This window comes from Streptomyces hoynatensis, from assembly GCF_003626535.1.
Lineage (GTDB): Bacteria > Actinomycetota > Actinomycetes > Streptomycetales > Streptomycetaceae > Streptomyces > Streptomyces hoynatensis.
In genome coordinates, this window is record NZ_RBAL01000007.1 from 108,461 (window position 1) to 132,577 (window position 24,117).

General features: G+C 75.9%; 19 protein-coding genes. 9 read left to right on the plus strand and 10 right to left on the minus strand.

From position 1 onward, the window contains the following. Nucleotides 1–20: 20 nt before the first annotated feature. A complete protein-coding gene (locus D7294_RS14380) occupies nucleotides 21–1,139 on the minus strand; it encodes an ADP-ribosylglycohydrolase family protein (protein ID WP_120679543.1) in 1,119 nt (372 codons plus the stop codon). After that, nucleotides 1,139–3,736, minus strand: a complete 2,598-nt coding sequence (locus D7294_RS14385) for a bifunctional FO biosynthesis protein CofGH (RefSeq protein ID WP_120679545.1) — start codon at nucleotides 3,734–3,736, stop codon at nucleotides 1,139–1,141. Before D7294_RS14385 ends, D7294_RS14380 begins: the two co-directional genes overlap by 1 nt. A 257-nt stretch (nucleotides 3,737–3,993) precedes the next feature. Here D7294_RS14385 and afsR point away from each other — a divergent pair, with 257 nt between their 5' ends. The 3 genes from afsR to D7294_RS31915 all read left to right on the plus strand — a co-directional run bounded on the left by afsR (nucleotide 3,994) and on the right by D7294_RS31915 (nucleotide 7,800). Continuing rightward, on the plus strand, nucleotides 3,994–6,924 hold the full coding sequence (afsR, locus tag D7294_RS14390; RefSeq protein WP_120679547.1) for an SARP-family global regulator AfsR: 2,931 nt from the start codon (nucleotides 3,994–3,996) through the stop codon (nucleotides 6,922–6,924). Between the two features lie 182 nt (nucleotides 6,925–7,106). Further along, the gene (locus D7294_RS14395) at nucleotides 7,107–7,424 is read left to right on the plus strand and encodes a hypothetical protein (RefSeq protein WP_241562356.1); all 318 of its coding nucleotides are present in this window, start codon (nucleotides 7,107–7,109) and stop codon (nucleotides 7,422–7,424) included. Between the two features lie 205 nt (nucleotides 7,425–7,629). Next, entirely contained in the window at nucleotides 7,630–7,800 is a 171-nt protein-coding gene (locus D7294_RS31915; RefSeq protein WP_158674624.1) for a hypothetical protein, read from the plus strand. A 535-nt stretch (nucleotides 7,801–8,335) separates the two neighbouring features. On the opposite strand, the gene D7294_RS14400 is transcribed toward D7294_RS31915, so the two are convergent. Then, on the minus strand, nucleotides 8,336–9,073 hold the full coding sequence (locus tag D7294_RS14400; RefSeq protein ID WP_241562357.1) for a hypothetical protein: 738 nt from the start codon (nucleotides 9,071–9,073) through the stop codon (nucleotides 8,336–8,338). Here D7294_RS14400 and D7294_RS14405 point away from each other — a divergent pair. After that, nucleotides 9,072–9,848 (plus strand): SDR family oxidoreductase, encoded by a 777-nt coding sequence (locus D7294_RS14405; protein WP_120679549.1) that lies wholly within the window; start codon nucleotides 9,072–9,074, stop codon nucleotides 9,846–9,848. The two genes, D7294_RS14400 and D7294_RS14405, sit on opposite strands and share 2 nt — an antisense overlap. A gap of 220 nt (nucleotides 9,849–10,068) precedes the next feature. On the opposite strand, the gene D7294_RS14410 is transcribed toward D7294_RS14405, so the two are convergent. Both D7294_RS14410 and afsK read right to left on the minus strand, forming a co-directional pair. Continuing rightward, nucleotides 10,069–11,871, minus strand: a complete 1,803-nt coding sequence (locus D7294_RS14410; protein ID WP_147450829.1) for an endonuclease/exonuclease/phosphatase family protein — start codon at nucleotides 11,869–11,871, stop codon at nucleotides 10,069–10,071. 101 nt (nucleotides 11,872–11,972) lie between these two features. Then, nucleotides 11,973–14,378 (minus strand): protein serine/threonine kinase AfsK, encoded by a 2,406-nt coding sequence (gene afsK / locus D7294_RS14415; RefSeq protein ID WP_174248352.1) that lies wholly within the window; start codon nucleotides 14,376–14,378, stop codon nucleotides 11,973–11,975. A gap of 329 nt (nucleotides 14,379–14,707) precedes the next feature. Between afsK and D7294_RS14420 the strand changes: the two genes are divergently transcribed. Both D7294_RS14420 and D7294_RS14425 read left to right on the plus strand, forming a co-directional pair. Next, nucleotides 14,708–15,361 carry a TetR family transcriptional regulator gene (locus D7294_RS14420; RefSeq protein WP_120679553.1) on the plus strand — a complete coding sequence of 218 codons (654 nt, stop codon included), beginning with the start codon at nucleotides 14,708–14,710 and terminating at the stop codon, nucleotides 15,359–15,361. Between the two features lie 266 nt (nucleotides 15,362–15,627). After that, complete coding sequence (locus tag D7294_RS14425) at nucleotides 15,628–16,818, plus strand: flavin-containing monooxygenase (protein ID WP_120679961.1); 1,191 nt, start codon at nucleotides 15,628–15,630, stop codon at nucleotides 16,816–16,818. A gap of 218 nt (nucleotides 16,819–17,036) precedes the next feature. Here the strand turns inward: D7294_RS14425 and D7294_RS14435 are convergent, their stop codons facing one another. Further along, nucleotides 17,037–17,537, minus strand: coding sequence for an ATP-binding protein (locus D7294_RS14435; protein ID WP_120679555.1), 501 nt, complete (start codon nucleotides 17,535–17,537; stop codon nucleotides 17,037–17,039). A 175-nt stretch (nucleotides 17,538–17,712) separates the two neighbouring features. After that, a complete protein-coding gene (locus tag D7294_RS14440; protein WP_120679557.1) occupies nucleotides 17,713–18,078 on the minus strand; it encodes an STAS domain-containing protein in 366 nt (121 codons plus the stop codon). A 538-nt stretch (nucleotides 18,079–18,616) separates the two neighbouring features. Between D7294_RS14440 and D7294_RS14445 the strand changes: the two genes are divergently transcribed. Together D7294_RS14445 and D7294_RS14450 are read left to right on the plus strand one after the other, a co-directional pair. Next, complete coding sequence (locus D7294_RS14445; protein ID WP_120679559.1) at nucleotides 18,617–19,222, plus strand: RNA polymerase sigma factor; 606 nt, start codon at nucleotides 18,617–18,619, stop codon at nucleotides 19,220–19,222. Between the two features lie 431 nt (nucleotides 19,223–19,653). After that, complete coding sequence (locus D7294_RS14450) at nucleotides 19,654–20,784, plus strand: zf-HC2 domain-containing protein (RefSeq protein ID WP_241562359.1); 1,131 nt, start codon at nucleotides 19,654–19,656, stop codon at nucleotides 20,782–20,784. Between the two features lie 78 nt (nucleotides 20,785–20,862). Here the strand turns inward: D7294_RS14450 and D7294_RS31920 are convergent, their stop codons facing one another. Beyond that, complete coding sequence (locus D7294_RS31920; protein ID WP_158674625.1) at nucleotides 20,863–21,321, minus strand: DinB family protein; 459 nt, start codon at nucleotides 21,319–21,321, stop codon at nucleotides 20,863–20,865. 265 nt (nucleotides 21,322–21,586) lie between these two features. On the opposite strand from D7294_RS31920, the gene D7294_RS14460 reads away from it, so the two are divergent. Beyond that, on the plus strand, nucleotides 21,587–22,432 hold the full coding sequence (locus D7294_RS14460; protein WP_120679963.1) for an LLM class flavin-dependent oxidoreductase: 846 nt from the start codon (nucleotides 21,587–21,589) through the stop codon (nucleotides 22,430–22,432). Nucleotides 22,433–22,572: 140 nt separating this feature from the next. Here D7294_RS14460 and purU read toward each other — a convergent pair whose 3' ends face one another. Together purU and D7294_RS14470 are read right to left on the minus strand one after the other, a co-directional pair. Then, nucleotides 22,573–23,454 (minus strand): formyltetrahydrofolate deformylase, encoded by an 882-nt coding sequence (purU, locus tag D7294_RS14465; protein ID WP_120679565.1) that lies wholly within the window; start codon nucleotides 23,452–23,454, stop codon nucleotides 22,573–22,575. A 171-nt stretch (nucleotides 23,455–23,625) separates the two neighbouring features. Further along, a complete protein-coding gene (locus D7294_RS14470) occupies nucleotides 23,626–24,072 on the minus strand; it encodes an SCO4402 family protein (protein ID WP_174248353.1) in 447 nt (148 codons plus the stop codon). Nucleotides 24,073–24,117 lie beyond the last annotated feature (45 nt).

The following is a 24,117-nucleotide window of genomic DNA, read 5'->3' on the forward strand; positions in this document are numbered from 1 at the left end:
CGCGGGGCCGGCCCCGCGGGTCAGCCCCGCGGGTACCGTTCCAGCCAGACCCGGGCGGAGTCCGCGGGGCCGTGCAGGGCCGGGCCCTGGGTCATCTCCATGGCGAAGTCGTCGGCGAGTTCCAGGATCGTGGCGCGGCCCTCCACCTCCGCCACCCAGGCGGGCGGGAGGGCCGTGTCGCCGTGCAGGGCGCCCAGCAGGTTCCCGCAGACCGAGCCCGTGGAGTCGGAGTCCCCGCCGTGGTTGACGGCGAGCAGCAGGCCGTGCCTGACGTCCTCGGCGACCAGCGCGCAGTAGACGCCGATGGCCAGGGCCTCCTCCGCCGTCCAGCCCTCGCCGAGCGAGGCGACCCGCTCGGGGCTCGGCAGGCCCTGCCTGACCGCGCCCAGCGCCTGCTTGAGCGCGTCCGTCGTCTCCTCGTGCCCCGGCCGCGAGGCGAGTTGCACGAGCGCCTTCTGCACGGCCGTGTCCAGGTCGTCCCCGCGCACCAGCGCGTGCACGATCGCGGCGAACGCCCCCGCGGCCAGCAGCCCGGTCGGGTGGCCGTGGGTCTGCGCGGCGCACTCCACGCCGAGCTGGAACACCAGGTGCGGCTCCCAGCCGACGAGCAGCCCGAAGGGCGCGGAGCGCATCACCGTGCCGCAGCCCTTCGAGTCGGGGTTCTTCGGCTGCTCCAGGGTGCCCATCACCTCGTCCGCGAGGCCGCTCAGGCAGGCGCGGCCCGGGGCCCGCTGCGCGTACAGCCACTCCTGCCTGGCCAGCCAGCCGTCCGCGGGCCGCCGCTCGTCCGGGCCCCACTCGCGTTGCGTGGTGTACCAGCGGCGGTAGGCGGCGTGCAGGTCGGTGGGCGGGTGCCAGGCGCCGGTGTCGCGCCGCACGTGCGCCCGGATCAGGCCGTCCACCGTGAACAGCGACATCTGGGTGTCGTCGGTAACGGCCCCCCGCCGCCCGTAGGCGGGGGCGTAGTCGGTGATGCCCTCGGGCCCGTACGTCTCGCGGATCTCCGCCCAGGACAGGAACTCCACGGCGGCGCCCAGCGCGTCGCCCACCGCGCCGCCGAGCAGGCAGCCGCGCACCCGGCTGCGGTAGTCCTGCTGGTCGGCGCGCCCCCACAGCGCGCCGTCCGCCGGTGTGCTCATCACGCACCTCCCAGCACGGGCAGCAGCCGCGGCAGGTGCCCGTCGGCCGCCCGCGCCCGCTCGGCGCGCTCGGCCGTCACCTCGCCGTAGGTGGTGGTGCGCAGCCGGGAGGGGCGGCCCACCGATGCGGCGATGGCCCGCAGCTCGGCCACCGAGCGGTAGGAGCCGTAGGCCGAGCCCGCCATCCGGGAGATGGTCTCCTCCATCAGCGTCCCGCCCAGGTCGTCGGCGCCGGAGCGCAGCATCTCGGCCGCGCCCTCGGTGCCCAGCTTCACCCAGCTGGTCTGGATGTGGGTGATGTGCGGGTGCAGCAGCAGCCTGGCCATCGCCGTCACCGCTCGATTGTCGCGGTGCGAGGGCCCGGGGCGGGCGATTCCGGCCAGGTACACCGGGGCGTTGGTGTGAATGAAGGGGAGGGTGACGAACTCCGTGAAACCGGCCACGCCCTTCTCCTCGTTCCGCCGCTGGATGGCGGCCAGGGTCCGCAGGTGGGTGAGCCAGTGCCGCGGCTGGTCGACATGGCCGTACATCATCGTCGAGGAGGAACGCAGCCCCAGCTCGTGCGCGGTGGAGACCACCTCGATCCAGGTCGCGGCGGGCAGCTTGCCCCTCGTCAGCACCCAGCGCACCTCGTCGTCGAGGATCTCGGCGGCCGTGCCGGGGATGGTGTCGAGCCCCGCCTCCTTCGCGGCCAGCAGCCACTCGCGCACCGGCATCCCGGTGCGGGCCGCGCCGTTGACGATCTCCATCGGCGAGAAGGCGTGGACGTGGATGCCTGGCACCCGTTCCTTGACCGCGCGCACGATGTCGAAGTAGGCGGTGCCCGGCAGGTCGGGGTGGATGCCGCCCTGCATGCAGACCTCGACGGCGCCCACCTCCCAGGCCTGCGCCGCCCGCTCCGCGATCTGCTCCAGCGAGAGGGTGTACGCGTCGGCGTCCGTGCGGCGCTGGGCGAAGGCGCAGAAACGGCAGCCGGTGTAGCAGACGTTGGTGAAGTTGATGTTCCTGGTGACGACGTAGGTGACCTCCTCGCCGACCACGGAACGCCGCAGGTCGTCGGCGACCCGGCACAGGGCGTCCAGCGCGGGCCCCTCGGCGTGCAGCAGGGCGAGGGCCTGCGCGTCGGTGAGGCGGGTCGGGTCGGCGGCGGCCACCGAGAGGGCCTCGCGGACGTCGGCGTCGATCCGCTCGGGCACCATCCCCGGCGCGGCCAGCTCCCGCAGCTCCTCCCAGTCGCCGTACACCTCGTCGAAGTCCGTGCGGCGGTCGCCGGTGCGGCCCTCGGCGTCGACGGCGCGGTGCAGGTCGGTGCGGCCCGCGGCACTGAGCGGCCGGTCCGGCTCCTGCCAGGGCAGCCCCCGCGGGATCGCCTCCTCGCGGGCCAGGCCGGTGGCGGGGTCGGCGAGCGCGGTGACGTGCGGCAGCAGCCGCGGGTCGAGCCAGGGCTCGCCACGGCGGACGAACTCCGGGTAGATGGTGAGCCGTTCGCGCAGCGTGAAGCCGGCGGCCGCGGTCCTGGCGGCCAGTTCCTCGATGTGCGGCCAGGGCCGCTCCGGGTTCACGTGGTCCGGGGTCAGCGGGGAGACGCCGCCCCAGTCGTCGATCCCGGAGCGGATCAGCAGCGCGTACTCCTCGTCCACGAGGTTGGGCGGGGCCTGGATTCTGGCGGCCGGGCCGAGCAGCAGCCTGGCCACGGCCACGGTCGCCGCCAGCTCGGACAGTTCGGCGTCCGGCATGGCCCGCATCGCGGTGTCCGGCTTGGCCCGGAAGTTCTGCACGATGACTTCCTGTATGCCGCGGTGGGCGCGGGCCACCCGGCGCAGCGCGAACAGGGAGTCGGCCCGTTCCGCGTGGTCCTCGCCGATCCCGATGAGGATGCCGGTGGTGAAGGGGACGCTGGAGCGGCCGGCGTCCTCAAGCACCCGCAGCCGCACCGCGGGCTCCTTGTCGGGCGAGCCGTGGTGCGGCCCCGAGGGGTCGGACCACAGCCGGGTCGCGGTGGTCTCCAGCATCATCCCCATTGAGGGGGCCACGGGTTTCAGCCGCTGGAAGTCCTGCCAGGTCAGCACGCCGGGGTTGAGGTGCGGCAGCAGCCCGGTCTCCTCCAGGACCCGCACCGCCATCGCCCGCAGGTAGGCGAGGGTGTCGTCGTAGCCGGCCTCGTCGAGCCACGCCCTGGCCTCGGGCCAGCGGTCCTCCGGCTTGTCGCCGAGCGTGAAGAGGGCCTCCTTGCAGCCGAGTTCCGCGCCGCGCCGGGCGAGCGCGAGCACCTCGTCGGGGGAGAGGAACATGCCGTGGCCGGCCCGGCGCAGCCTGCCGGGAACGGTCACGAAGGTGCAGTAGTGGCAGCGGTCCCGGCACAGCCGGGTCAGGGGAATGAACACCTTCTTCGAGTACGTGATCACCCCGGGCCGGCCGGCGGCTTCGAGTCCGGCGTCCCGCACCCGGGCCGCCGCCTGTGCCAGCTGCTCCAGGTCGGCCCCCCTGGCCTGGAGCAGCACGGTCGCCTCCGCCGCGTCCAGGGCCACCCCGTCGCGAGCCCGGCGCAGCGCGCGCCGCATCGCGTTGGCAGTCGGTTCCTGCGCGCTCGTAGTCATTCCCCGAGCATAGAAGCGGACCCGAACACACGGACACGGTGCCGCGCCCGGCGGGCCGCCGCGGCGCGTGCCCCGGCCGGGCCCCGGCGGGGCGGGGGGCCCGGCCCGGGGGGCGGGGAGGCGGGGACCCCCCACGCCCCCGGCGGGTACCGTTGCCTTGCCCGGCCCGTCGAATCCCGTCTTCCTGGATGGCAGTTCGGGCCGATAGACTTCGATGTTCGCGCCCCATAGGTGAAGAGGTAAGAGCAGAGGACGCCATGGTCGATCTTGAGGGGACCACGGGGGAGCACGCGCCTGCCTTAGAGTTCGCTGTTCTGGGGCCGGTCAGGGCCCGGCAGGGCGAGCGCGAGCTGCCCCCGGGATCTCCTCAGCAACGGGCGCTGCTCGCCGCTCTGCTGCTGCGCCGTGGCCGCATCGCGACGGCGCAGGAGCTGGTCGACGCGCTGTGGGGCGAGGAGCCCCCGCAGCAGGCGGTGGCCGCGCTGCGCACGTACGCCTCCCGGCTGCGCAAGTCCTTCGCGCCGCGCACGGACGTGCTGGTCAGTCAGTTCGGCGGCTACGCGCTGCGCCTCGGCCCGCGGGACCGGCTGGACCTGGACCGGGTGGGCGAGTTGACCACGGCGGCCGAGAAGACCCTGGCCGCGGGAAACCTGGTGGAGGCGCACGGCCTGTACGGGCAGGCACTGGAGCTGTGGGACGGCGAGGCGCTGGGCGGGGTGCCGGGCCCGGAAGCGGAGATGCAGCGCACCAAGCTGGCCGACCGGCGCCTGGCGCTGCTCGAACAGCGCCTCGACGTCGGCCTCCAGGCCGGGATGCACGCCGAGTCGGTGTCCGAGCTGACGGCGCTGACCACCGCGCACCCGCTGAGGGAACGGCTGCGGGAGCTGCTGATGCTCGCGCTGTACCGCAGCGGGCGGCAGGCCGAGGCCCTGGCCGTGTACGCCGACGCGCGCCGCCTGCTGATCGAGGAGCTGGGCGTGGAGCCGCGCGCCGAGCTGGCCGACCTGCAAAACCGCATCCTCAACGCCGACGCCTCCCTCAACCACGTGCAGGAGCCGTCCACCACCGCCGCCCCGCAGGTCAGGCCGGCCCAGCTGCCGGCCGCCGTGTCCGACTTCACCGGCCGCGCGGCCTTCGTCGCGGAGCTCGGTGCCCAACTGGCCACCGCGGGCGGCCGGGTGATGGCCGTCTCCGCGGTCGCCGGGATCGGGGGCGTGGGCAAGACGACGCTCGCCGTGCAGGTCGCGCACGCCGCGCGGGAGGACTTCCCGGACGGGCAGCTGTACGTCGACCTCCAGGGCGCCGGCTCGGCCCCGGCCGACCCGGGCGCGGTGCTCGGCTCCTTCCTGCGGGCCCTGGGCGCCGCGGACTCGGCGATCCCCGAGGGCCTGGCGGAACGCGCCGCCCTGTACCGCTCGCTGCTCGACGGGCGCCGCGTGCTGACCCTGCTGGACAACGCGCGGGACGCCGCCCAGGTCAGGCACCTGCTGCCGGGCACCGCAGGCTGCGCCACCCTGATCACCAGCCGGGCCAGGATGGTGGACCTGGCCGGGGCCCACCTGGTGGACCTCGACGTCATGAGCCCCGAGGAGGCGCTGACCCTCTTCACCCGCATCGTCGGCCCCGAACGGGTGGGCGCCGAGCGGCAGGCCGCGATGGACGTCGTGGCGGCCTGCGGCTTCCTGCCGCTCGCCATCAGGATCGCCGCCTCCCGGCTGGCCGCCCGCCGCACCTGGACGGTGTCCGTCCTGGCCCGCAAGCTGAGCGACGAACGCCGCCGCCTCGACGAGTTGCAGGCCGGCGACCAGGCCGTCAAGGCGACCTTCGAGCTCGGCTACGGGCAGCTGGAGGGCGAGCAGGCCAGGGCCTTCCGCCTGCTGGGTCTCGCGGACGGCCCCGACATCTCGGTGCACGCCGCCGCGGCCCTCCTCGACCGCGACCCGGAGACGGCAGAGTCGCTGCTGGAGTCCCTGGTCGACACCTCGCTGCTGGAGTCCGCGGCGCCCGGCCGCTACCGCTTCCACGACCTGGTCCGCCTCTTCGCCCGGGCCTGCGCGGAGCGCGACGAACAGCCCCCGGCCGAGCGCGAGGCCGCCCTCGGCCGCCTCCTCGACTTCTACCTGGCCACGGCCTCCGGGGTGTACTCCTGGGAGCGGCCGGCCGAGCGCACCGTGGCGCACTTCGCCCCCACCACCCACCCGGGGCTGCGTTTCGACCGGCACACGGCCGCCTTCGACTGGCTGTTCGCCGAGGCGGACTGCCTGCTCTCCTGCGTCCGGCGGGCCGCGGAGCGCGGGTCGCAGCGGCACGCGGTGGACCTGCTGGTGGCCACCCAGGACCTCGCCGAGTCCGGGGCGTTCTCCCGCCAGTACGAGCAGGCCACGCGCAAGGTGCTCGAAGCGGCCCAGGCCGCGGGCGACCGGCTGGTCGAGGGCCGGGCCAGGATGCTGCTCTCGCACGGGCACAGCGTGGCCGGCCGGTTCGAGGAGGCCGACAGCGAGGCGGAGCGCGCGCTCCTGCTCGGCGACGCGGCGGGCGACATCGTGACCCGCTGCCACGCGCTGAACGACCGCGGCATCATCGCCTTCTACCAGGAGCGGTACGCGGACGCCGAGCGGTTCCTCACCGAGGCGCTGACCGCCTTCAGGGAGGACGGCAACCGGCCCTCGGAGGCGAGCCTCCTCAGCAACCTGTCCCGGGTGCACCTGGACACCGGGCGCCTGCGGTCCGCGGTCTCGCTGGCCGAGGAGGCGCACGCCATCCACCGCGAGGTGGGCTCGACCCTGCGCCTGGCCAACGCCGACTACGCGCTCGGCCTTGCGCTCGCCCGCTCGGACCGCCACGGCGAGGCCCTCGGCCAGTTCACCCGGGCGCTGGCCTTCTTCGAGGAGAACCGGCAGCGGCTGTGGGTGGGCATGACCCTCTTCCGCCTGGCGGAGACGTACCTGGACACGGGGGAGCCGGCCGAGGCGGCGGGCCTGGCCGAGCGGGCCCTCGCGGAGCTGCGCGACATCGGCGGGCCCTGGCGGCGCGCCAACGTCCTCACCGCGCTCGGCCGGGCCCTTGAGGGCACCGGGCAGACGGTCCGCGCCCGCGCCTGCTGGGAGCAGGCCCTGGACGCCTTCGAGAAGCTCGGCAGCCAACGCGCGACCGAAGTCCGCAACCTCCTGGCCGCCACGACCGTCTGAGCCTTCGAATCCGGCTGCCGGGTTCACGAATCGTTTATCGCCACCTGTCACCCTCGGCGCGTCGACCCGCTGCCCCGGGGCGGCGGGTCAGCAGGCCGGGGGCCGTCCGTGTGCCGCGGGGGACTCGCGCGGGACGGCTTTCCCCGCCTGTCCACAGCTACAGGCACCGGGAGTAGAGACCGTTGAGTGACATCACGACGCAGGACGCCAGGAACATCGATGAACTCGACCTGGCGGAGGGGGAGTTCGACACCAAGGCCGCGCCCGCGGACCACCAGATCACCAGCGAGCCCCTGGTGAAACCCGCCGATCACCAGATAACTCGCGAGCCCGATGGCGAGCCCGAGCCCGACGACCATCAGATCACCAGCGAGCCGGTCGTCAAGCCCACCGACCACCAGATCACCGGCGAGCCCCTTGTCAAGCCGGACGATCACCAGATCACGGGCGAGCCGGCGGGCAAGGCGGCGAAGTCCGCACCCGCGGCCGAGGCCGACTGAATACCCGCCGGCACCCCGGATTTCCGACCACCCCACAGCGAAAACAGCTGGCTGGGCGGCCCGCTTGTCGCCACCCAGCCAGTTATTGCTGTGCCTGGCACGGCCTTTCGTGACGCCATCGCGTGTTTGAAAGACCGCCTCCGGCTGGAAAAAGAATTGAGTGCCCTCGCAAGCATGTCTCCGCGTTATCCCGCAAGGAGTACCTATGCGCCACACATTGAGGATCGCCGCGGTCGGCGCCATCGCCGCCGCCGTCTTGGCGGGCGGTGCCGCGCAGGCACTGGCCGCGCCGGGCCAGGACGGCCGGGCCGCCGCCGTCACGGACTCCCCTCAGGCGGAGCCCTACGACCACCAGGTCACCGGCTCGCCGGAGTGAGACTCCGGGGTGCCACCCCGTGGGCGGGACCCTCCGTCGGGCCCGCCCACCGGCGTTTATCGCCTGTTTATGACTCACTGTCATGCTCATAAAGTCCGGTCGCACAGGGGTGCGTGACCGGGCGCAGCCGATGATCTGTTCGGCGGCGACGGGGGAGCCGCCGGGCGGGTCCGGTCCCGACCGGCTCGGGTGGCGTGGAGGGGGCGCCGCCCGGGCCTCCTGGGGGCCGCGACACGGCCGGCTGAGGCACAGCGCGCACGCGGAGGGGAACCCGCGTGCGTGCCGTGGGGTGGGGGTTCCGTCCGGGCCGCGGCGGCGGCTGCGGCTCCGGGCGGGACACGCAGGCGTCGGCCCGGACGGCATGGAGGGGAGCCGTTCGGGCCGAACGGCGTCGCCTCCCGCCTCTTCGCCGCCCCGGGCCCTTCCCGGTTCCCTCTGTGCCCTTCCCGGTCCTGCTGTGGCCTCTCTGCGGTTCCTTCCGTGGCCTTCCCGGTCCTGCTGCGGTTTCCGGTCCTTCCGGCGTCTTCCCCGGCCCTCAGGGGCCCGCGGGCGGGGCGGCGGGCGGCGGAAGGGGCGCTGAGCCGGCCGGGAGGGGCGGTGTGACGGGCGTTCCCGAGCCGAGCAGCCGGAAGGCCAGCGACTCGACCTCCGCGGCGAAGGAGGCGAGCCCCGGCTCCCTGCGGACCGCCGCGCGGGCGAGGCGGGCGATCTCGGCCGGCCAGGCGCCGCCCGCGGTCCCCGGCTCCCCGATCCGCGCCAGACCGCGGTCGAGCAGCGCACGCGCCTCCTCCGGACGCCCCCGCGCCACCGCCTTCACCACCCCGACCGCGTTGGCCAGGGCGCTGGCCGGCCGCGACCACTCGCCCTCCGCGGCCCGCGCCGCCGGATTGCCCACGTCGTAGTCGGGGTCGGACGCCACCGAGGCCGCGCGCACCGACAGGTCGAGCCGCCAGAACAGCGGCACCTCGGCGAAGCGCACGTAGAGCAGGCGCCGCCGGTCCGAGTGGGCGAACTCGGGGTCCACCCGCACCGAGGCCACCGGCCGCACCGCCGCCAGCACCTCGGGCGCCCGCGACAGGCACGAGGCGAATCTGGCGTCGGGGACGATCCATTCGACGTCGATGTCGCTGAACGCGTCCGCGGCGCCGGACGCGAGGGAGCCACGCAGCGCGGCCGTCGAGCCGGAGCAGCCGAGCACCAGCGCCACCCGCACCTCGGCCGCCAGCCGCCACGGCGGGCCCGTCTCGCCCTCGGCGAACGCATGTTGTGCCATGCGGACATGCTGGCATGCTTGCGGCGTGGCTCAACCTCTGAACGGTAAAGCGGCCGTTGTCACCGGCGGCTCCCGGGGCATCGGGCGTGCCATCGTGGAGCGACTGGCGCGCGACGGCGCACAGGTCGTCTTCAGCTACGCGAAAAACCAGGCCCGGGCCGCCGAGGTGGAGGCCGCGGTCGCGGCGGCCGGGGGCGGCACCGCCCGGGGCGTCCGGGCCGACTTCACCGAGCCCGCCCAGGCGGAGGCCCTGATGGAGCGCGCCGCCGAACTCCTCGGCGGGCTCGACGTGCTGGTCAACAACGCGGTGCGCGACATCTCCCTCACCCCGCTCGCCGACACCCCGGACGAGCTGTGGGAGGAGACGATGGCCGCGAACGCGACCTCCGTGTTCGTGACCCTCCGCTATGCGGCCAGGCACATGCGGGACAACGGCCGGATCGTGAACATCTCCACCCTCAACACCAGCCGCCCAGGCCCCGGCCTCGGCCTCTACGTGGCGGGCAAGGGCGCGCTGGAACAGCTGACGGCCGTGGCCGCCGTGGAACTCGGCCCGCGCGGCATCACCGCCAACGTCGTCTCCCCCGGCGCCACCGACACCGAGCTCTTCCGCACCCACAACCCCCCGGAGGCGGTGGCCCAGGTGGAGCGGCTCACCCCGCTCGGCCGTCTGGGCGAGCCCGCCGACATCGCCGACGTGGTCGCCTTCCTGGCCGGTCCCGACGGGCGCTGGCTCACCGGGCAGAACCTGCACGCCACCGGGGGCTTCGGCTAGGCCGCGTCGTCCGGATCTTCGTGGGGCCAGGCCGCCCGCCCGTCGAGGCGGCACGCGGGGCCGCCGGAGATTCCACGCCTTCGGGTGATCCGGCGCCACCCGCGCGAGGGAGCGCCCCGGCCCCCGGTGCGCGCGCCCGGCCTCCGGTGCGCGCGCGGGCCGCACGGTGCGCGCGCCCGCCGCCGCACGGTGCACGCGCGGGCGGCCGGCGCGGCCGGGCTCAGTCGAGGTAGACGGTCACGGCCAGGGGCGCGTGTGCGAAGCCCCGCGCGGCCAGGCGGCCGAAGTCGCCGAAGGCCACGTCCCTGGCGCCCAGCACCCGGTCCCCCTCCGCCGCGGCGTCCGTGGTGCTCCCGGCGCCCGCGGCCTCCTCGGCGCCGTGCAGGCCGGCCCCCAGGGCCGCCCGGGCCTCGGGCGAGCCCGGCCCCGCGCCCAGGTCGCCCGCCAGCACGGCGTGCGGGTCCTCGCCCACGGCCGCAAGCAGCGCCCGGCTCGTCGCCTCCCCCGGCTCGGCGCGTGCGGTGACCAGGCGGGCGGTGGCGCCGTTCGCCAGCCGCACCTCCACCGCGGCCAGGGACCCGTCCCCCGGCAGCCCCGAGGTCTCGGCCCCGACCACCGGCAGCCCGGTGAGGACCAGGGTGCCCCGCTGCGGCTCCCCGGCCGGGGCCCACACCGCGGTGGCGCCGAGCTGCCGGGCCAGCCAGGCCCGCAGGTCGAGACCCCCGGCGCCCGCCAGGCCCCGCGGCACCTCCTGCAGGACCACGATGTCGGCCCCCGCCTCCTCGACGGCGTCCAGGACCGCCCCCGGGTCGAGTTCCCCTCCCCGGTCGACGGCGGCGGAGACGTTCCAGGTCAGCAGGCGGTATATCCCGCCCGCCGTGTCCGTGGGCAGCGGCGCGGGAGCCGGGCGCAGCGCCCCGGTCAGCGGCGGCGCCGCGAGCAGCGCGACGGCCAGCAGCACCGGCGCGAAGGGCCTCGGCAGCGGCGGCCCGCCCGGCGCCCCGAGGGCGGCCAGGGCCGTGCCGAACGCCGTGATCAGCACGAACGCGCCCGGCGCGACGCCGTGTTGCAGGGGGAGCGCGACCAGCAGGCAGCCCAGCGCGCCGGCGGCCCCGGCGAGCGCCAGGTCGTAGGGCGGCGCGAGGGCGGCCCAGGCGGGCGGGCGCAGCGCCAGGGCCCGCCGCAGCACCGCGGGCAGCGCGGCGAGCGCCAGCGCCGCGGCCGGGCAGGCGGCCCAGCCGGGCAGCAGGACGAAAGCGGCGAGGGCCGGTGCGAGTACCGCGGGCGCGGGCCACCGCTCCCCCATCGCCCAGACCCCGGCGAGCGCGCCCGCCGCCACCCACAAGCCGGCCGCGCTCGCGGAGACCTCCGCCTCGGCGGACAGGTAGGAGGGCGAGCCGGCCAGCAGTCCGTACCAGGCCAGGGGCGCGCCGAGCAGCGCGAGCGGCACCCCGCCCGCGGGCCGGGCGGCGGGCTCCTGGTACAGGCACCAGGCCAGGCCCGCCAGGGCGAGGGCGAGCAGCAGGGCGGGCAGCCACCCGGCCGCGCCGCGGTGCCACACCGGGTCGAGCAGGTCGCCGCACAGCCGCAGCGCCGCGTCGGCGCCGGCGGCCAGGGCCAGCGCCCTGGCCGCGCGCCCGGTGTCCGCGCAGGCGCGCACCGCGAGCACCAGCACGGCGAAGGCGAGCCCGAGGGCGAACGCGACGACGGGAAGCACGCGCGCGAAGGGGAGTTGCACGAGCAGCCTGGCCAGCGCGAGCCCGCCGACGGCCGCCGGCAGCGCGCGCCGCGAGCCCAGCCACCACACCAGCGGCCCGCCCGCCGCCGCGCACAGGCAGACCAGGACGGGGGCGACCGGGCCGCGGGCCGCGACCCCCGACAGCCGCAGCAACTCCAGGGCGACCAGCGCGGCGACGCCGGTCAGCCAGGGGGCGGTGGCCGCGGCGGACGGCAGCGTCCCGGGCCGTGACCTGGTCAGTCCCACGAGTGCCCGGGTCAGGCGGACGGGTGCGGCAACGCTCATGCCCAGAGGCTAGCCGCCCGGGGGAACGGGCGTGGCCGGGGCCGGAGTTGCCCCCGCCCGGGGCGGGCGGGCGCAGGCGGGCGGCTGCGCGCGGGGCGGCGCTACGCCTGCCGGGTGCCGCGGGCCGCGTCCAGGGCGTACACGCAGTGGTCCTTGCTGCAGGCGAAGACCATGCCGTCGGCCGCCGCGGGCGTCCCGGTGATCTCGCCGCCGGTCTCCAGCTTCCAGCTGAGCCGCCCGCTGACCGCGTCCAGCGTGTACAGGCAGTGGTCCGCCGAGCCGAAGTGCAGGCGGCCGTCCCTGACCACGGCCGAGCCGACGATCGGCTCCCCCGCGGCGAAACGCCACCGCGGCGTCCCGCTGACCGCGTCCAGCGTGTACATCGCGGTGCCGCTGCCCAGGTGCACGAGGCCGTCGGACACCACCACCGGCTCGGTGGACTGCCTGGCCTCGGTGGCGATGCGCCACCTGTCGTCCCCGGTGGCCACGTCGAGCGCGTAGACCGTGCCGAGGTAGTCGGCGAAGTACACGCCGGCCTCGCGGGTCGCGGCGGAGGCGTAGGTGGGCGGGCACAGGATCGCGGCCGGGGCGTCGAAGCGCCAGCGCTCGGCGCCCGTCGCGGAGTCCAGGGCGAGGACGCGCGAGCCGGCGCACACGTACACCGCCCCGTCGTCGGTGGGTGCCACCCGCACCGGCACCCCGCCGGTCACCGAGACGTCGCCCACCGGGTAACGCCACAGCTCGGCGCCGGTGCGCGCCTCCAGGGCGTACAACTGGCCCTCGCCCCAGGCGTAGACGACGCCGCCGTGCACCACGGGCGCCGTGTCGGGGGTCTCGAAGTCGGTCTGGGCGCCGGAGAGCTCCCACAGCCGCTCGCCGTTGGCCGACTCCCAGGCCTGCACGCCGCCGCCCCGCATCGCGGTGACGACGGTGCCGCGCTCGGCTCGCAGGGCGTAGATCCAGCCCTCGGTCGCGATGCGCCAGCGGTCGGAGCCGTCGGTGGCGTCGAGGGCGTACAGGCTCGGCCCGTCGGAGGCGAGGACCCGGCCGCCGGTGACGGCCATCGACCAGGCCACGTCCCGGGTCTTGAACTGCCGCCGCCCGCTTGCCACGTCGAGCGCGTGCACCTCGACCGAGGTGACGTAGAGCAGGCCGCCGCGGACGACGGGCGAGCCCCACAGGTCGTTGTTCATCCGGAAGCGCCAGGGCCGCCAGCGGGCCGGCGCCGCGGTCTGCTGCCCCGGCTGCCCCGGGTGCGCGGTGATCGGGCTCGGCACGGCCGCCGCGGGGGCGGCCGTCGGCGGCCTGGCCCAGTCAGGGGAGTGCGGCACGAGGTGGTCGCCGGGGGCGGCGGGGGCGCCGCGCTGCGGCCCCGGGCCGATCGGCATCTGCGCCCCGGGCAGCCGCACCGGGTCCTCCGCGGGCGGCACCGCGGGCACCGAGGGCGGCGGGGCGCTCGGCATCGGCGGCGGGGCGGTGGGCATGGGAGGCGGCGCGGTCCTGCCCGAGGCCGCGGAAGGTGAAGACGCCGAAGATGCCGAGGGCGCAGAGGGGGGCCCTGAGGGTGCCGAGGGAACGGAGGGGGGCGAGGGCGCCGCGGGCGGCGAGCTGGGCGAACGGCCGCGGCGGCGCTCGATGAGCGCGACCGCGCCCGGCGGCAGCCAGGCGGAGGCGCTGCCGCCGTCGTCACCCCCCGCGAAGAGGTGGGGGGCGAGCTGGGCCTGCAGGTCGGCCGGGGTGGGCCGGTCCTCGGGCTTGTGCTCCATCAGGGACTCGATCAGGGGCCGCAGCTCGTCCGGCAGCCCGGACAGGTCGGGCCGCTCCCGCAGCAGCATGAAGACGGTCTCCACCGGGTTCGCCCCGTGGTAGGGCGGATGGCCGGTGGCGGCGAAGACGAGGGTGGAGGCGAGGGAGAAGACGTCGCTCGCCCCGGTGACGCTGCGGGAGTCCCTGGCCTGCTCCGGGGACATGTAGGCGGGGGTGCCGACCGCGACGTTGGTCATGGTCAGGCGGGTGTTGGAGACGCCGGAGGCGATGCCGAAGTCGATGACGCGCGGGCCGTCCTCGACCACGAGCACGTTGGAGGGCTTCATGTCCCGGTGCACCAGCCCGGCGCCGTGGATCGACTGGAGGGCCTCGGCGATGCCCGCGGCGAGCCAGCGGACGGCCTGCGGGGGCAGCGGCCCGCACTCGGTGACGATCTCCTCCAGGGAGGGGGCGGGCACGTAGGCGGTCGCCAGCCAGGGCACGGCGGCCCGCGGGTCGGCGTCGACCACGGCCGCGGTGTAGAAGCCGCTGACCGCCCTGGCCGCCTCGACCTCGCGCGTGAAGCGCACCCGGAACAGCTGGTCCTCGGCGAGCTCGCTGCGCACCGTCTTGATCGCCACTCGCCGCCCGGACGCCGACCGCGCCAAGTAGACCAGGCCCATGCCGCCGGCGCCGAGCCGGCCGAGCACCTCGAACGGCCCGATCCGCCGCGGATCGTGCTGCGTCAGCTGCTCCACCACGTGCCTGACACCTCCTCCCCGTTAGGGCGCTGCTTCACCGCCCCTTGCAGCATCTCATTGCCGCTCGGACCGTGCGGACCTCCAAGACGATTCTTCCCTCAGGCACCGACAAGGGCGAACCCGGGGTGCGGGGGCGCACAAGGGGTGGTAGCGCCCCACAAGGTCGCATAGAGCCGCAAAGGATCGTGAAGATCCACAAAAAACCGCCAACGCGATCGAAGCCCCGCGAAGAGCCAGGAAAATGGGGAATGGACGCGTTCGCGTGTGGCCTCACCCCGTTCGGATGCGATCAAATCGCGCCTTGATCGCGCGTAGATAAGCTGACTGGCATGACAGGACAGGTAACGACCGTTGACGGCCGGGTCGCCGGTCGGCGTGGTCAGGCAACGCGGCAGAAACTGCTCGACTGCCTCGGCAAGATGCTGGGGTCGTCCCCGTACCGCGACGTCAAAGTCATCGACGTAGCACGCAAAGCGGGCACGTCACCGGCCACTTTCTACCAATACTTCCCGGATGTCGAGGCCGCGGTCCTGGAGCTGGCCGACGGCGTGGTGCGGGAGAGCGCCGAGCTCTCCGAGCTGCTCACCGGGCGCTCCTGGGCCGGCCGCGCGGGCGGAGCGGCCGCCGAGGAGCTGGTGGAGGGCGTCCTCACGTTCTGGCGCAAACACGACGCCATCCTCCGGGTGATCGACCTGGGCGCCGCCGAGGGCGACCGGCGCTTCGTCCGCCTCAGGACCCGCGTGCAGGGCGCGGTGGTCAAGCCGCTGGCCGAGACGATCGAGGCGGAGCGCGGGCGCGGGCGCGCCACGGCCCCCGAGGCGACGCCCACCGCGCTGGCCGCCTCCCTCGTCACCATGCTGGCCGCCGCCTCCGCCCAGCCGAAGAGCCTCCAGGCGCTCGGCGCCAAACAGGGCGACCTCAGGCCCGCCCTCGCCCTCCTCGTGCACCTGGGCGTCACCGGCCGCAAGCCCGCCGCCAAGTAGCGCCCGCGCCGCACCGCGCGGCGGCGCCCCCACGCGGAGCCTCCTTGCCGCCTGTGCCCGCTCGCCTCCTCCCCTTCTCCGGCCTCCCCTGTCTTCCCCGCCTCCCCGGCTTTCCCGGCTTTCCCGGCTTTCCCTGTCTCCGTTTGCCTCCCCCGCTCGTCTCCCGGCTTGTCGCCCCGCGTCGCCGCCCCGCGCTTCCCTCCGGAAGGCAGCGCCCGCGGACACGCGCGGTTGTCGGCGCCTACGGCCTGCGTATGCTCATGAACATGCCGAAGTCGTCCGCCCCTTCCGTTTCGTCGCCCTCCGAACCGGAACGCCCGCCCGCGCCCGTGTACGTGATCGGCGCGGGTCCCGCCGGGCTCTCCGCCGCGGCCGCGCTCGCCGGCCACGGCATCAGGGCCGTCGTCCTGGAGAAGTCCGGCGAGGTGGGAGCCGCCTGGCGCCGGCACTACGACCGGCTGCGGCTGCACACCACCCGCCGCTGGTCCTCGCTGCCCGGGCTCCCCATACCCCGCGCGGCCGGCCGCTGGGTGGCCCGCGAGGACTTCGTCCGCTACCTGGAGGGGTACGCCCGCCACCACCGCCTCGACCTGGCCACCGGCGTGGAGGTCGCCAGGATCGACCGGGCCGGCGACCCGGCCGGCGGCTGGGAGCTCACGGCGAACGGCGGGCGCCGGCTGCGCGCCGCCGCCGTGGTGGTCGCCACCGGCTACAACCACACCCCGCGGCTGCCCGACTGGCCGGGCCTGGACACCTACACCGGCGAGCTGCTGCACGCCGCCGCCTACCGCAACCCGGAGCCGTTCGCCGGCCGCGACGTGCTGGTCGTCGGCGTGGGCAACACCGGCGCCGAGATAGCCGCCGACCTCGGCTTCGGCGGGGCGGGGCGGGTCAGGCTCGCGGTGCGCACGCCGCCGCACCTGGTGCGCCGCTCGACCCTCGGCTGGCCCGCGCAGGCGGGGGCGATCCTGTGCCGCCGCCTGCCGGTGCCCCTGGTCGACCGGCTCGCGAGGCCCGTGGAGCGCCTGCTGCCCGACCTGACCCCGTACGGCCTGCCGCGCCCGGCCACCGGGCTCTACAGCCGCGCGCGGCAGGGCGCCATCCCGGTGCAGGACACCGGCAGGACCGGGCTGATCCGGGCGGTGCGGCGGCGGCTCGTCGAGCCGGTCGCCGCGGTGGTCTCCTTCGAGGGGGACAAGGTCGCGCTCGCCGACGGGACCGAGATCACCCCGGACGCCGTCATCGCCGCCACCGGCTACCGCCGCGGGCTCGACGCGCTCGTCGGCCACCTCGGGGTGCTCGACGCCCAGGGCCGCCCGCTCGTGCACGGCCGCAGGACCCATCCGGCCGCCCCCGGGCTCTACTTCACCGGCTACCGCAACCCGCTCAGCGGCATGCTGCGGGAGATCGCCAGGGAGGCCCCGAGGATCGCCTCCGCCCTCGCCCGCCGGCTGTGACCCCGCCCGCGCGCCCCGGGCGTCCTGGGCCGCCCGTGCGCCCCGCGCGCCCCGCAGGACTCGGGCCGCCGGGCGCCCGGCGTGCCGGGCCGCCGGCCAGAGCGGGCGCCCCTCCCCGCCGGGGAGGGGGCCCGTCCCGGGTGATCCGCACTCGCCGAGGTCCAGGCGGCCGCGGGCGCGCCGGGCCAGGCCCGACCTCGACGTCCCCTCGCCGCGCATCACCCGGCCCCGCCAGAGCCGGCCTCCACGGACCTGGCGGAACCTTTCCTTAGGGTGATCAAGCCACCACGGGCCGTCAATAGTCGTCCGGATTCCCCCGGGGGCGGGCAGTCGAGTTCGCACCACACCCTTTTGCCGCCGCCCTCCCGCTGCCAGCCCCAGCGGTCGGCCAGAACGCCCACCAGCTCAAGGCCGCGGCCCCCGGTGTCCTCGCCCTCCGCCCGGCGCGGGCGCGGCGGGCGCGCGCTGTCGTCCACCACTTCGAGCCGCACCGAGTCGGGCTCCCTGACCGCGAGTCTGAGCACGGCCGGCCGGCCCGTGTGCACCACGGCGTTGGTCACCAACTCGGACACCAGCAGCACCAGCGTGTCGGTCTGCGACTCGTCGGGGCAGGCCGGACAGGGATGCCCCCGGCCCAGCTGTGCCCGCACCCACCTGCGGGCGCGGGCCACCTCCGAGGGCTCGGGGGCGACCTCCAACTGCTTCTCCAGCTCCTGCACCGTTCACACCATCCGAACCGGCGGACTCTTCGCCTCACACCGAGGGCACAACCTCGGTAGCGGACAGCATGATTGACGGGCGAGTCGGACAACAAGCGCTTCAGGAATATTCCGGCGCAAAGGAGTAAGCGCCCGGCATAATGTGCGAGATGCGCGAGGAGTGCTCGAACACCGCTCAGGCGGTCACGCTTTCCCCCGCCGCCGCCTCCAGGTCCGGGTAGCAGTCGAAGAGCCGCCGCACGCCGAGGGCCGCGAGCACCCGGTTGACGTGAGAGCCCTCCTCCGCGCCGCGGGCGGGCAGGATCAGCCGCAACTCGCCCGCGCACGAACGCATCAGCCGCCGCGCGGCGATCAGCACCCCGACCCCCGTGGAATCGCAGAACCGCACCTGGGCGAGGTCGAGCACCAGCCGTTTGCGCCCCTCGGCCACCGCCTCGTGCACGTGCTGCCGCACGGCCGGCGAGGTCGCGAGGTCGAGTTCGCCGACGACGGACAGCACGGTCCACTCCCCCCGTTGCATGACGAGCACCTGCAAGGTCACTCCGCGCCGCCCTTCGTGCCGGGCCCGGCGCCGCCGCGGCGCCGCAACGGGCCGATGTCTCCGTCACCTTCAACGGCTTCTGTGGTTGTCTGCCGTGGCCCGTCCGGCGAGCCCCGGGACCCGGACCGGCCGAGCCGGACCCGAGCCTGACCCCGGCCGGCCGGGGGCCACGGTGCGAGGCGCCCGCGAGCCCGGGTCGTTCGCCCGGCACGTGCGCGGCCGGGCGCGTGCGCCGGCGCGGTCCGCGGGACCGCCCGCCGGCACCACCACCTGTAGTGCGCCCTGCCCAGTTTCGGCCGCGTCACTCCCCCCGGCGCCCGCCGGTCACCGGAGCGGTCCCCCACCGGCCCGCGGCGGCCGCCGCCTGGGGCGTTCCGGCCAGGCGGCGGCGCCGGGCGTTGGCCGGAACCCGTGCCTCGCGGCCGGCCGAGGCGCGGACCGGGCCTCACGGGGCGCGCGCCGACGGCGGTGCGCACTACATTTGACGTACGCACGGGACCTGGGATGTCCGTCGGACGGACGGGAGTTGGGGGACCGGATGGCGCACGAGACGCCGCCGCACTGGGACCGCAGCATGCGCGAGCGGCTCCGGCGCGGCGAGGCCGCGGCACTCGCCGAGCTGTACGACCGCTTCGCCACGCTGACGTACCGCATCGCCCAGCGGGTGCTGGACGACGAGGAGGCCACGGCCCAGGTGACCCGCGAGGTCTTCGCCCGCATCTGGGAGGCCCCGGAGGACTTCGACCCCGAGGACGGGACGCTGCGCTCCTGGATCGCCGGCGAGACGCACCGCATCGCGGTGGACCGGCTGCGGCGGCCGAACGGCCGGGAGGGCGGCGCCCCCGCGGCCGGCGGGGCGCTCGAGGCCCAGGTGCAGGCCGCCTCCACCGCGGCCCGAGCCGACTACATCGTCACCGCCATGCCCGCGCCGCTGCGCGACGCCCTCCACCTCACCCGCTTCCAGCGGCAGGACTACCGGCAGATGGCGGAGCGGCTCGGCATCACCCAGGACGAGGCCCGCCGGCGCCTGCGCCTCGGCCTGCAACTCCTCTCCTCCGCGGCCCGTTACCGCCCGGGAACGGCCGACGCCCCCCTCCGCGGCGGCGCGGCGCCCGGGGAGCCGGGGCGGGAGGAGGGCCCGTGACGCCGCCGCACGAAGCGGAAGCGCCGGGCCTGCCCGCGCCCCCGGCGGCGGGCGCGGACGGTCCCCGGACGGTCACCCCTCGGCAACGGGAGGCGAGCGAGCCGATGTCCCAGTTCGACCCGCCGGAGGCCGGTGGTGGCGAGGAGGGCCCGCCGGGCGGGCAGACGCCCGGCGGCGGCCACTCCGCCCGGCCCGGCAGCCCGGCCGGCAGCCCGCCGTGTGCCCCGTCCGCCGGCACGTCCGGGGGCCCTTCAGGCAACACGTCCGGGAGCCCGTCCGGCGCCGCCGGCCAGGACGCGACCGCGGAGACCGGCGGGACGGACGGGACGGGCGGGACGGACGGGACGGGCGGGGTCCACGAGGCGGGCGGGCCATCCCAGGCGCCCGGGGCAGACGGGCCATCCGGGGCAGACGGGGCGTCCGGGGCCCGCGTGACGCACGAGGACATCGCCGCCCTGCTCGGCGCCTGGGCCCTCGGCGCGTGCGCCCCGGAGGAGGCGTGGCGCGTCGAGGCGCATCTGGAGGACTGCACGCGGTGCGCCGAGGAGGGGCTGCAACTGCGGGACGCCGCCATGCTGCTGGAGCCGCCGGCCAGCCTCGACCTGGACCCGCGCCTGCGCAACCGGGTACTCGAAGGCTGCCTGGAGCGGCGGCCCGCGAAGCTTCCGGTGCCCTCCTGGGCGGAGCCGCTCGACGCGGAGGCCGCCAGGCTGGACGCGCTGCTGCACGACATGGCGGAGGACGAGTGGCGCACGCCGGTGACGTTGCGCTGGTTCGAGGACGACCACTGGCTCGGGCACACCACGACCGTCTCCGGCGTCCTGCACCACCTGCTCGTCGTCGACGGCCTGCTGGCCGGGGCCGTGGGGCTGCCCGACCCGGCCGGCCCGGCCCCGGGCGCGGAGCGCGCCCCGGTGGCCAGGACGCTGGCCGCGTGGCGCGCCGGGGTGGAACGGCCCGCCTGGCTGCCCTGGCGGGAGCAGACGCGGGCGCTGGTCCGGGCCGCCGCGGCCCGGGGCGGCAGGACCGGCGAGCGGACCGTGCCGCGGGAACTGCTCGGCGAGTGGGGGCTGTTTCCCGGGGCGCCCGAGATCGCGCTGTCCGACGCCTACCTGGACCGGGCGTTCGCCTGCTGGGTGCACGCCACCGACATCGCCGAGGCGGTGTCCTACCCCTACGGACCGCCGGTGGGCCCGCACCTGCGGCTGCTGGTCGACCTCGCCGCCCGCCGCCTTCCCGGCAGCATCGCCGACCGGCGCCGGGCCGGGCTCGCCTCCTCGCCGATCCGGCTGGCCTCGGTCGGCGCGCCCGGCCGCACCCTGCACCTGGAGATCGAGGGCCCGGGCGGCGGCCACTGGTACCTGCCGCTCGACTCGCCGGCCGCCGCGGTCTCCCGCACCGCGGCGCGACGGGCCGTGGCGCACCTGGCGCTTGAGGACGTCGCGTTCTGCCAGCTGGCCGCGGGAAGGCTCACCCCGGAGGAGGTCGCCTCAGGCGGCGAGGGCGATCCCGCGGTGATACACGACGTGCTGTTCGCGGTGGCCGCGCTCTCCCGGCTGTAGGGAACGCCGCTGCCTCTGTGCGGAGGCGCCCGGAAGGCGCCGGGGAGGCCCCGGGGGAAGGGCCCGGCGCGCGGGGGCTCAGTGGGTGCCGGCGTACAGGTCGCGCAGCAGCGCCGCCTCGGCCGTGTGGTGCACCAGTTCGTCGGCGAGGTGCAGGACGAAGGAGAGCCTGGTGGCCTCCCCGTAGGGCCCGGCCACGGCCCCGATCGGCTCGGCCAGCGCCTCCTGCGGCACCTCGGCGAGCCAGCCGCGCCAGCGGGCGTACGCCAGCTCGGCGGCGGCCAGCGCGGCCCGCGCCGACTCCGGTTCCGGCTCCGGCTCGGCCGGCGGGGACACGGGCGGGAGCCCGAGCCAGACGGGATTGCGGTCTTCGCGAAGGGTGCCGGTGAGGTGGGCGATCCGCCGGCGCAGGCCGAGGTGCGCGTCCCGGGTCGGCCGCCAGTCCCACTCCGCGTCGCCGAGCCCGGCCATCCGCGCCCTGAAGCGCCCCCAGACGTGGTCGAAGAGGTCCGTGAGGTCCTCGGTCAGCGTGCTCATGGGCCCACCCTGCCGCACCCCGCCGCCGGGCGCGCGCGGGAGCCGGGCGGCGCGCCTTCCGGCCCCGCCCGGGTCCTCGGCGGCCCCGGCCCCCGCCGGGCCGCCCCTCCCGGGCGGGCTCGTAGACTGTGCCCCACTCCGAGGAGACGCGCCCGAAGAAGTACGCCGCAGAGCGGGCGCTTCCCGTCTCGCCGAGGCGCCGGAGGGGCGGCGCCTTTCTGCTGTTTCGCCGTTGCTTCGGCGTCTCTTCCTTCGGAGGTTTTCCATGGACATAGGGCTAGGACTGCCCGTCGGCGACCCGGCCGCCCTGTCCGACTGGGCGCGGCGTGCGGAGGCCGGGCCGTTCACCACGCTCGGCCTGCTCGACCGGCTCGTCTACGACAACCCGGAACCCCTGGTCGCGCTCGCCGTGCTGGCCGGCGCCACCTCGCGCCTGCGGGTGCAGACCGAGGTGCTGCTCGCCCCGCTGCGCGACCCGGCCCTGCTCGCCAAGCAGGCCGCCACCCTGGACCGGATGAGCGGCGGCCGCCTGGTCCTCGGCCTCGGGGTCGGCGGCCGGGAGGACGACCACCTGGTCGCGGGCGTCGACCTGCGCACCAGGGGCCGCCGCCTGGACGCCCAGCTGGCGGTGATGCGCCGGCTGTGGGCGGGCGAACCCTACGGGGAGGGCGCCGGGCCGATCGGGCCCGCGCCCGCCAGGGCGGGCGGGCCCACCCTGCTCTTCGGCGGCTTCAAGCCCGCCGCGCTGGAGCGCGTCGCGCGGTGGGGCGACGGCTTCCTCGCCGCCGCGCCGCCCTCCTGGGCGGGCGGCCTGTTCGACACGGTCCGCAGCCAGTGGCGCTCGCACGGCCGCGCGGGCGAGCCCCGCCTGGTCGCCCAGGTCAACGTCGCGCTCGGCCCGCCGCGGGTGGTGGAGGAGGCGAGGAGCGCCATGCACGCCTACTACGCCTTCACCGGCGCGCCGGAGCGGATGACCGCCGGCCTGCTCACCACGGAGGCCGAGGTCAGGGCGGCCATCGCCGCCTTCGGCGACCTCGGCGCCGACGAGGTCATGTGCTACTGCCACGGTCCCGACCCGGACCAGGTGGACCGCCTCGCCGACGCCCTGTGACGCCCGCCGGCGCCCCCTGACGTTCCGCGGCGGCCCCTGACCTCGCACGGCCTCGCCGGCGTCCGGTGGCGTTCCCGACGGCCGCGCGCCCGCCCCCGCTCCGGGGGCGGGCGCGCGCGTCTCGGGCCGGGGGCGCGCGCTCAGGCGAAGACGACGGTGCGGCGCCCGTTCAGCAGGACCCGGCGCTCGCTGTGCCACTTCACCGCGCGGGCCAGGACCTGGCACTCCACGTCGCGGCCGACCGCGACCAGCTGCTGCGGGGTGAGTTCGTGGCCCACGCGCTCCACCTCCTGCTCGATGATCGGGCCCTCGTCCAGCTCGGCCGTCACGTAGTGCGCCGTCGCACCGATCAGCTTCACGCCCCGGGCGTGCGCCTGGTGGTACGGGCGCGCGCCCTTGAAGCTGGGGAGGAAGGAGTGGTGGATGTTGATGATCCGCCCGGGCAGCCGCTTGCACAGGTCGTCGGAGATCACCTGCATGTACCGGGCGAGCACGACGAGTTCGACGCGCTCGTCCTCGACCAGCCGCAGCAGCCGCTCCTCGGCATCCGGCTTGGTCTCCGCCGTGACCGGAATGTGGTGGAACGGGATGCCGTAGGACGCGGTCAGCTCGGCGAAGTCGGTGTGGTTGGAGACCACGGCGGCGATCTCGACGGGCAGGGCGCCGCTCCTCGCCCGGAACAGCAGGTCGTTGAGGCAGTGCCCGAACTTGCTCACCATCAGCAGCACCCGCATCTTCTCCGCGGCGGCGTGCAGTTGCCAGTCCATCTGGAAGGTGTCGCCCACGGCGGCGAAGCTGGCCCGCAGCTTCTCCAGCGTGACCGGCTCGACCGCGGAGAAGTGCACGCGCATGAAGAACAGTCCGGTGTCCCGGTCGCCGAACTGCTGGCTGGCCTCGATGTTGCAGCCGGTCATGAACAGGAAGCTGGAGACGGCGTGCACGATGCCGGGCTTGTCCGGGCAGGAGAGGATCAGGACGTACTGCGCGGAACGGTCGGGCGATTCGCTGGTCGAGGGGCTCATGGGCCTAGCCTGGCACAGCGCGGGGCCGGGCGTGGCGCGCGTCCGGCACCCGAGCGGCAGCCGGATCGGCCCCCGCCCGCGGCGCGGCGGGAACGCCCCGGGAGCCCGCGGCGAGCCCATGGTGATCCCGCGGCGAGCCCGCGGCGAGTTCACCGTGCGCCGACGGGGGGCTCACACGGAGTGCAGGGCCGCGTGCAGTTCGTCGAGGGAGCGCGGCGGGGTGTCCGGGTCCTCGCCGTCGTTCGCCGCGAGCCGTATGTGCGCCTCGCGCGCGGCCCTGACGGCCTCCGGCCAGCCGTGGTGCCCGAGGTAGTCGGAGACCGGGGCGTCGGCCCCGACCTGGTGCATGATCCGCAGCACGCGCAGCACCGCCGCGTCCACCAGCGCCGCCTCCTGGCTGTCCCGGAAGACGGTGCCGACGTACTTCTCGGCCGACCAGTTGTCCAGCCAGGTGTCCTCGACCAGGCGGTAGACGGCGTCGGTCACGTCGCCGTACCCCGGGACCCTGGGCACCCAGTAGTTCTCGTGGAAGTGCGGGTCGGACAGCATGTGCAGCGCCGAGCGCACGTTGGCGCGCCAGCGCCACCACGGCATGTCGTTGAGCGGCATGCCTGCCATGGTGGAGGAACGCCTGGCGTGACGGGAAGACCTTTCCGAAGCCTG

Coding starts and splice junctions, on each gene's coding strand:
- afsR (WP_120679547.1), top strand. CDS start 3,994: ATGGTCGATCTTGAGGGGACCACGGGGGAGCACGCGCCTGCCTTAGAG.
- D7294_RS14420 (WP_120679553.1), top strand. CDS start 14,708: ATGACAGGACAGGTAACGACCGTTGACGGCCGGGTCGCCGGTCGGCGT.
- D7294_RS14410 (WP_147450829.1), bottom strand. CDS start 11,871: ATGAGCGTTGCCGCACCCGTCCGCCTGACCCGGGCACTCGTGGGACTG.
- D7294_RS31915 (WP_158674624.1), top strand. CDS start 7,630: ATGCGCCACACATTGAGGATCGCCGCGGTCGGCGCCATCGCCGCCGCC.
- D7294_RS14380 (WP_120679543.1), bottom strand. CDS start 1,139: ATGAGCACACCGGCGGACGGCGCGCTGTGGGGGCGCGCCGACCAGCAG.
- D7294_RS31920 (WP_158674625.1), bottom strand. CDS start 21,321: ATGAGCACGCTGACCGAGGACCTCACGGACCTCTTCGACCACGTCTGG.
- D7294_RS14425 (WP_120679961.1), top strand. CDS start 15,628: ATGCCGAAGTCGTCCGCCCCTTCCGTTTCGTCGCCCTCCGAACCGGAA.
- D7294_RS14445 (WP_120679559.1), top strand. CDS start 18,617: ATGGCGCACGAGACGCCGCCGCACTGGGACCGCAGCATGCGCGAGCGG.
- D7294_RS14400 (WP_241562357.1), bottom strand. CDS start 9,073: ATGGCACAACATGCGTTCGCCGAGGGCGAGACGGGCCCGCCGTGGCGG.
- D7294_RS14460 (WP_120679963.1), top strand. CDS start 21,587: ATGGACATAGGGCTAGGACTGCCCGTCGGCGACCCGGCCGCCCTGTCC.
- purU (WP_120679565.1), bottom strand. CDS start 23,454: ATGAGCCCCTCGACCAGCGAATCGCCCGACCGTTCCGCGCAGTACGTC.
- D7294_RS14470 (WP_174248353.1), bottom strand. CDS start 24,072: ATGGCAGGCATGCCGCTCAACGACATGCCGTGGTGGCGCTGGCGCGCC.
- D7294_RS14385 (WP_120679545.1), bottom strand. CDS start 3,736: ATGACTACGAGCGCGCAGGAACCGACTGCCAACGCGATGCGGCGCGCG.
- D7294_RS14405 (WP_120679549.1), top strand. CDS start 9,072: ATGCGGACATGCTGGCATGCTTGCGGCGTGGCTCAACCTCTGAACGGT.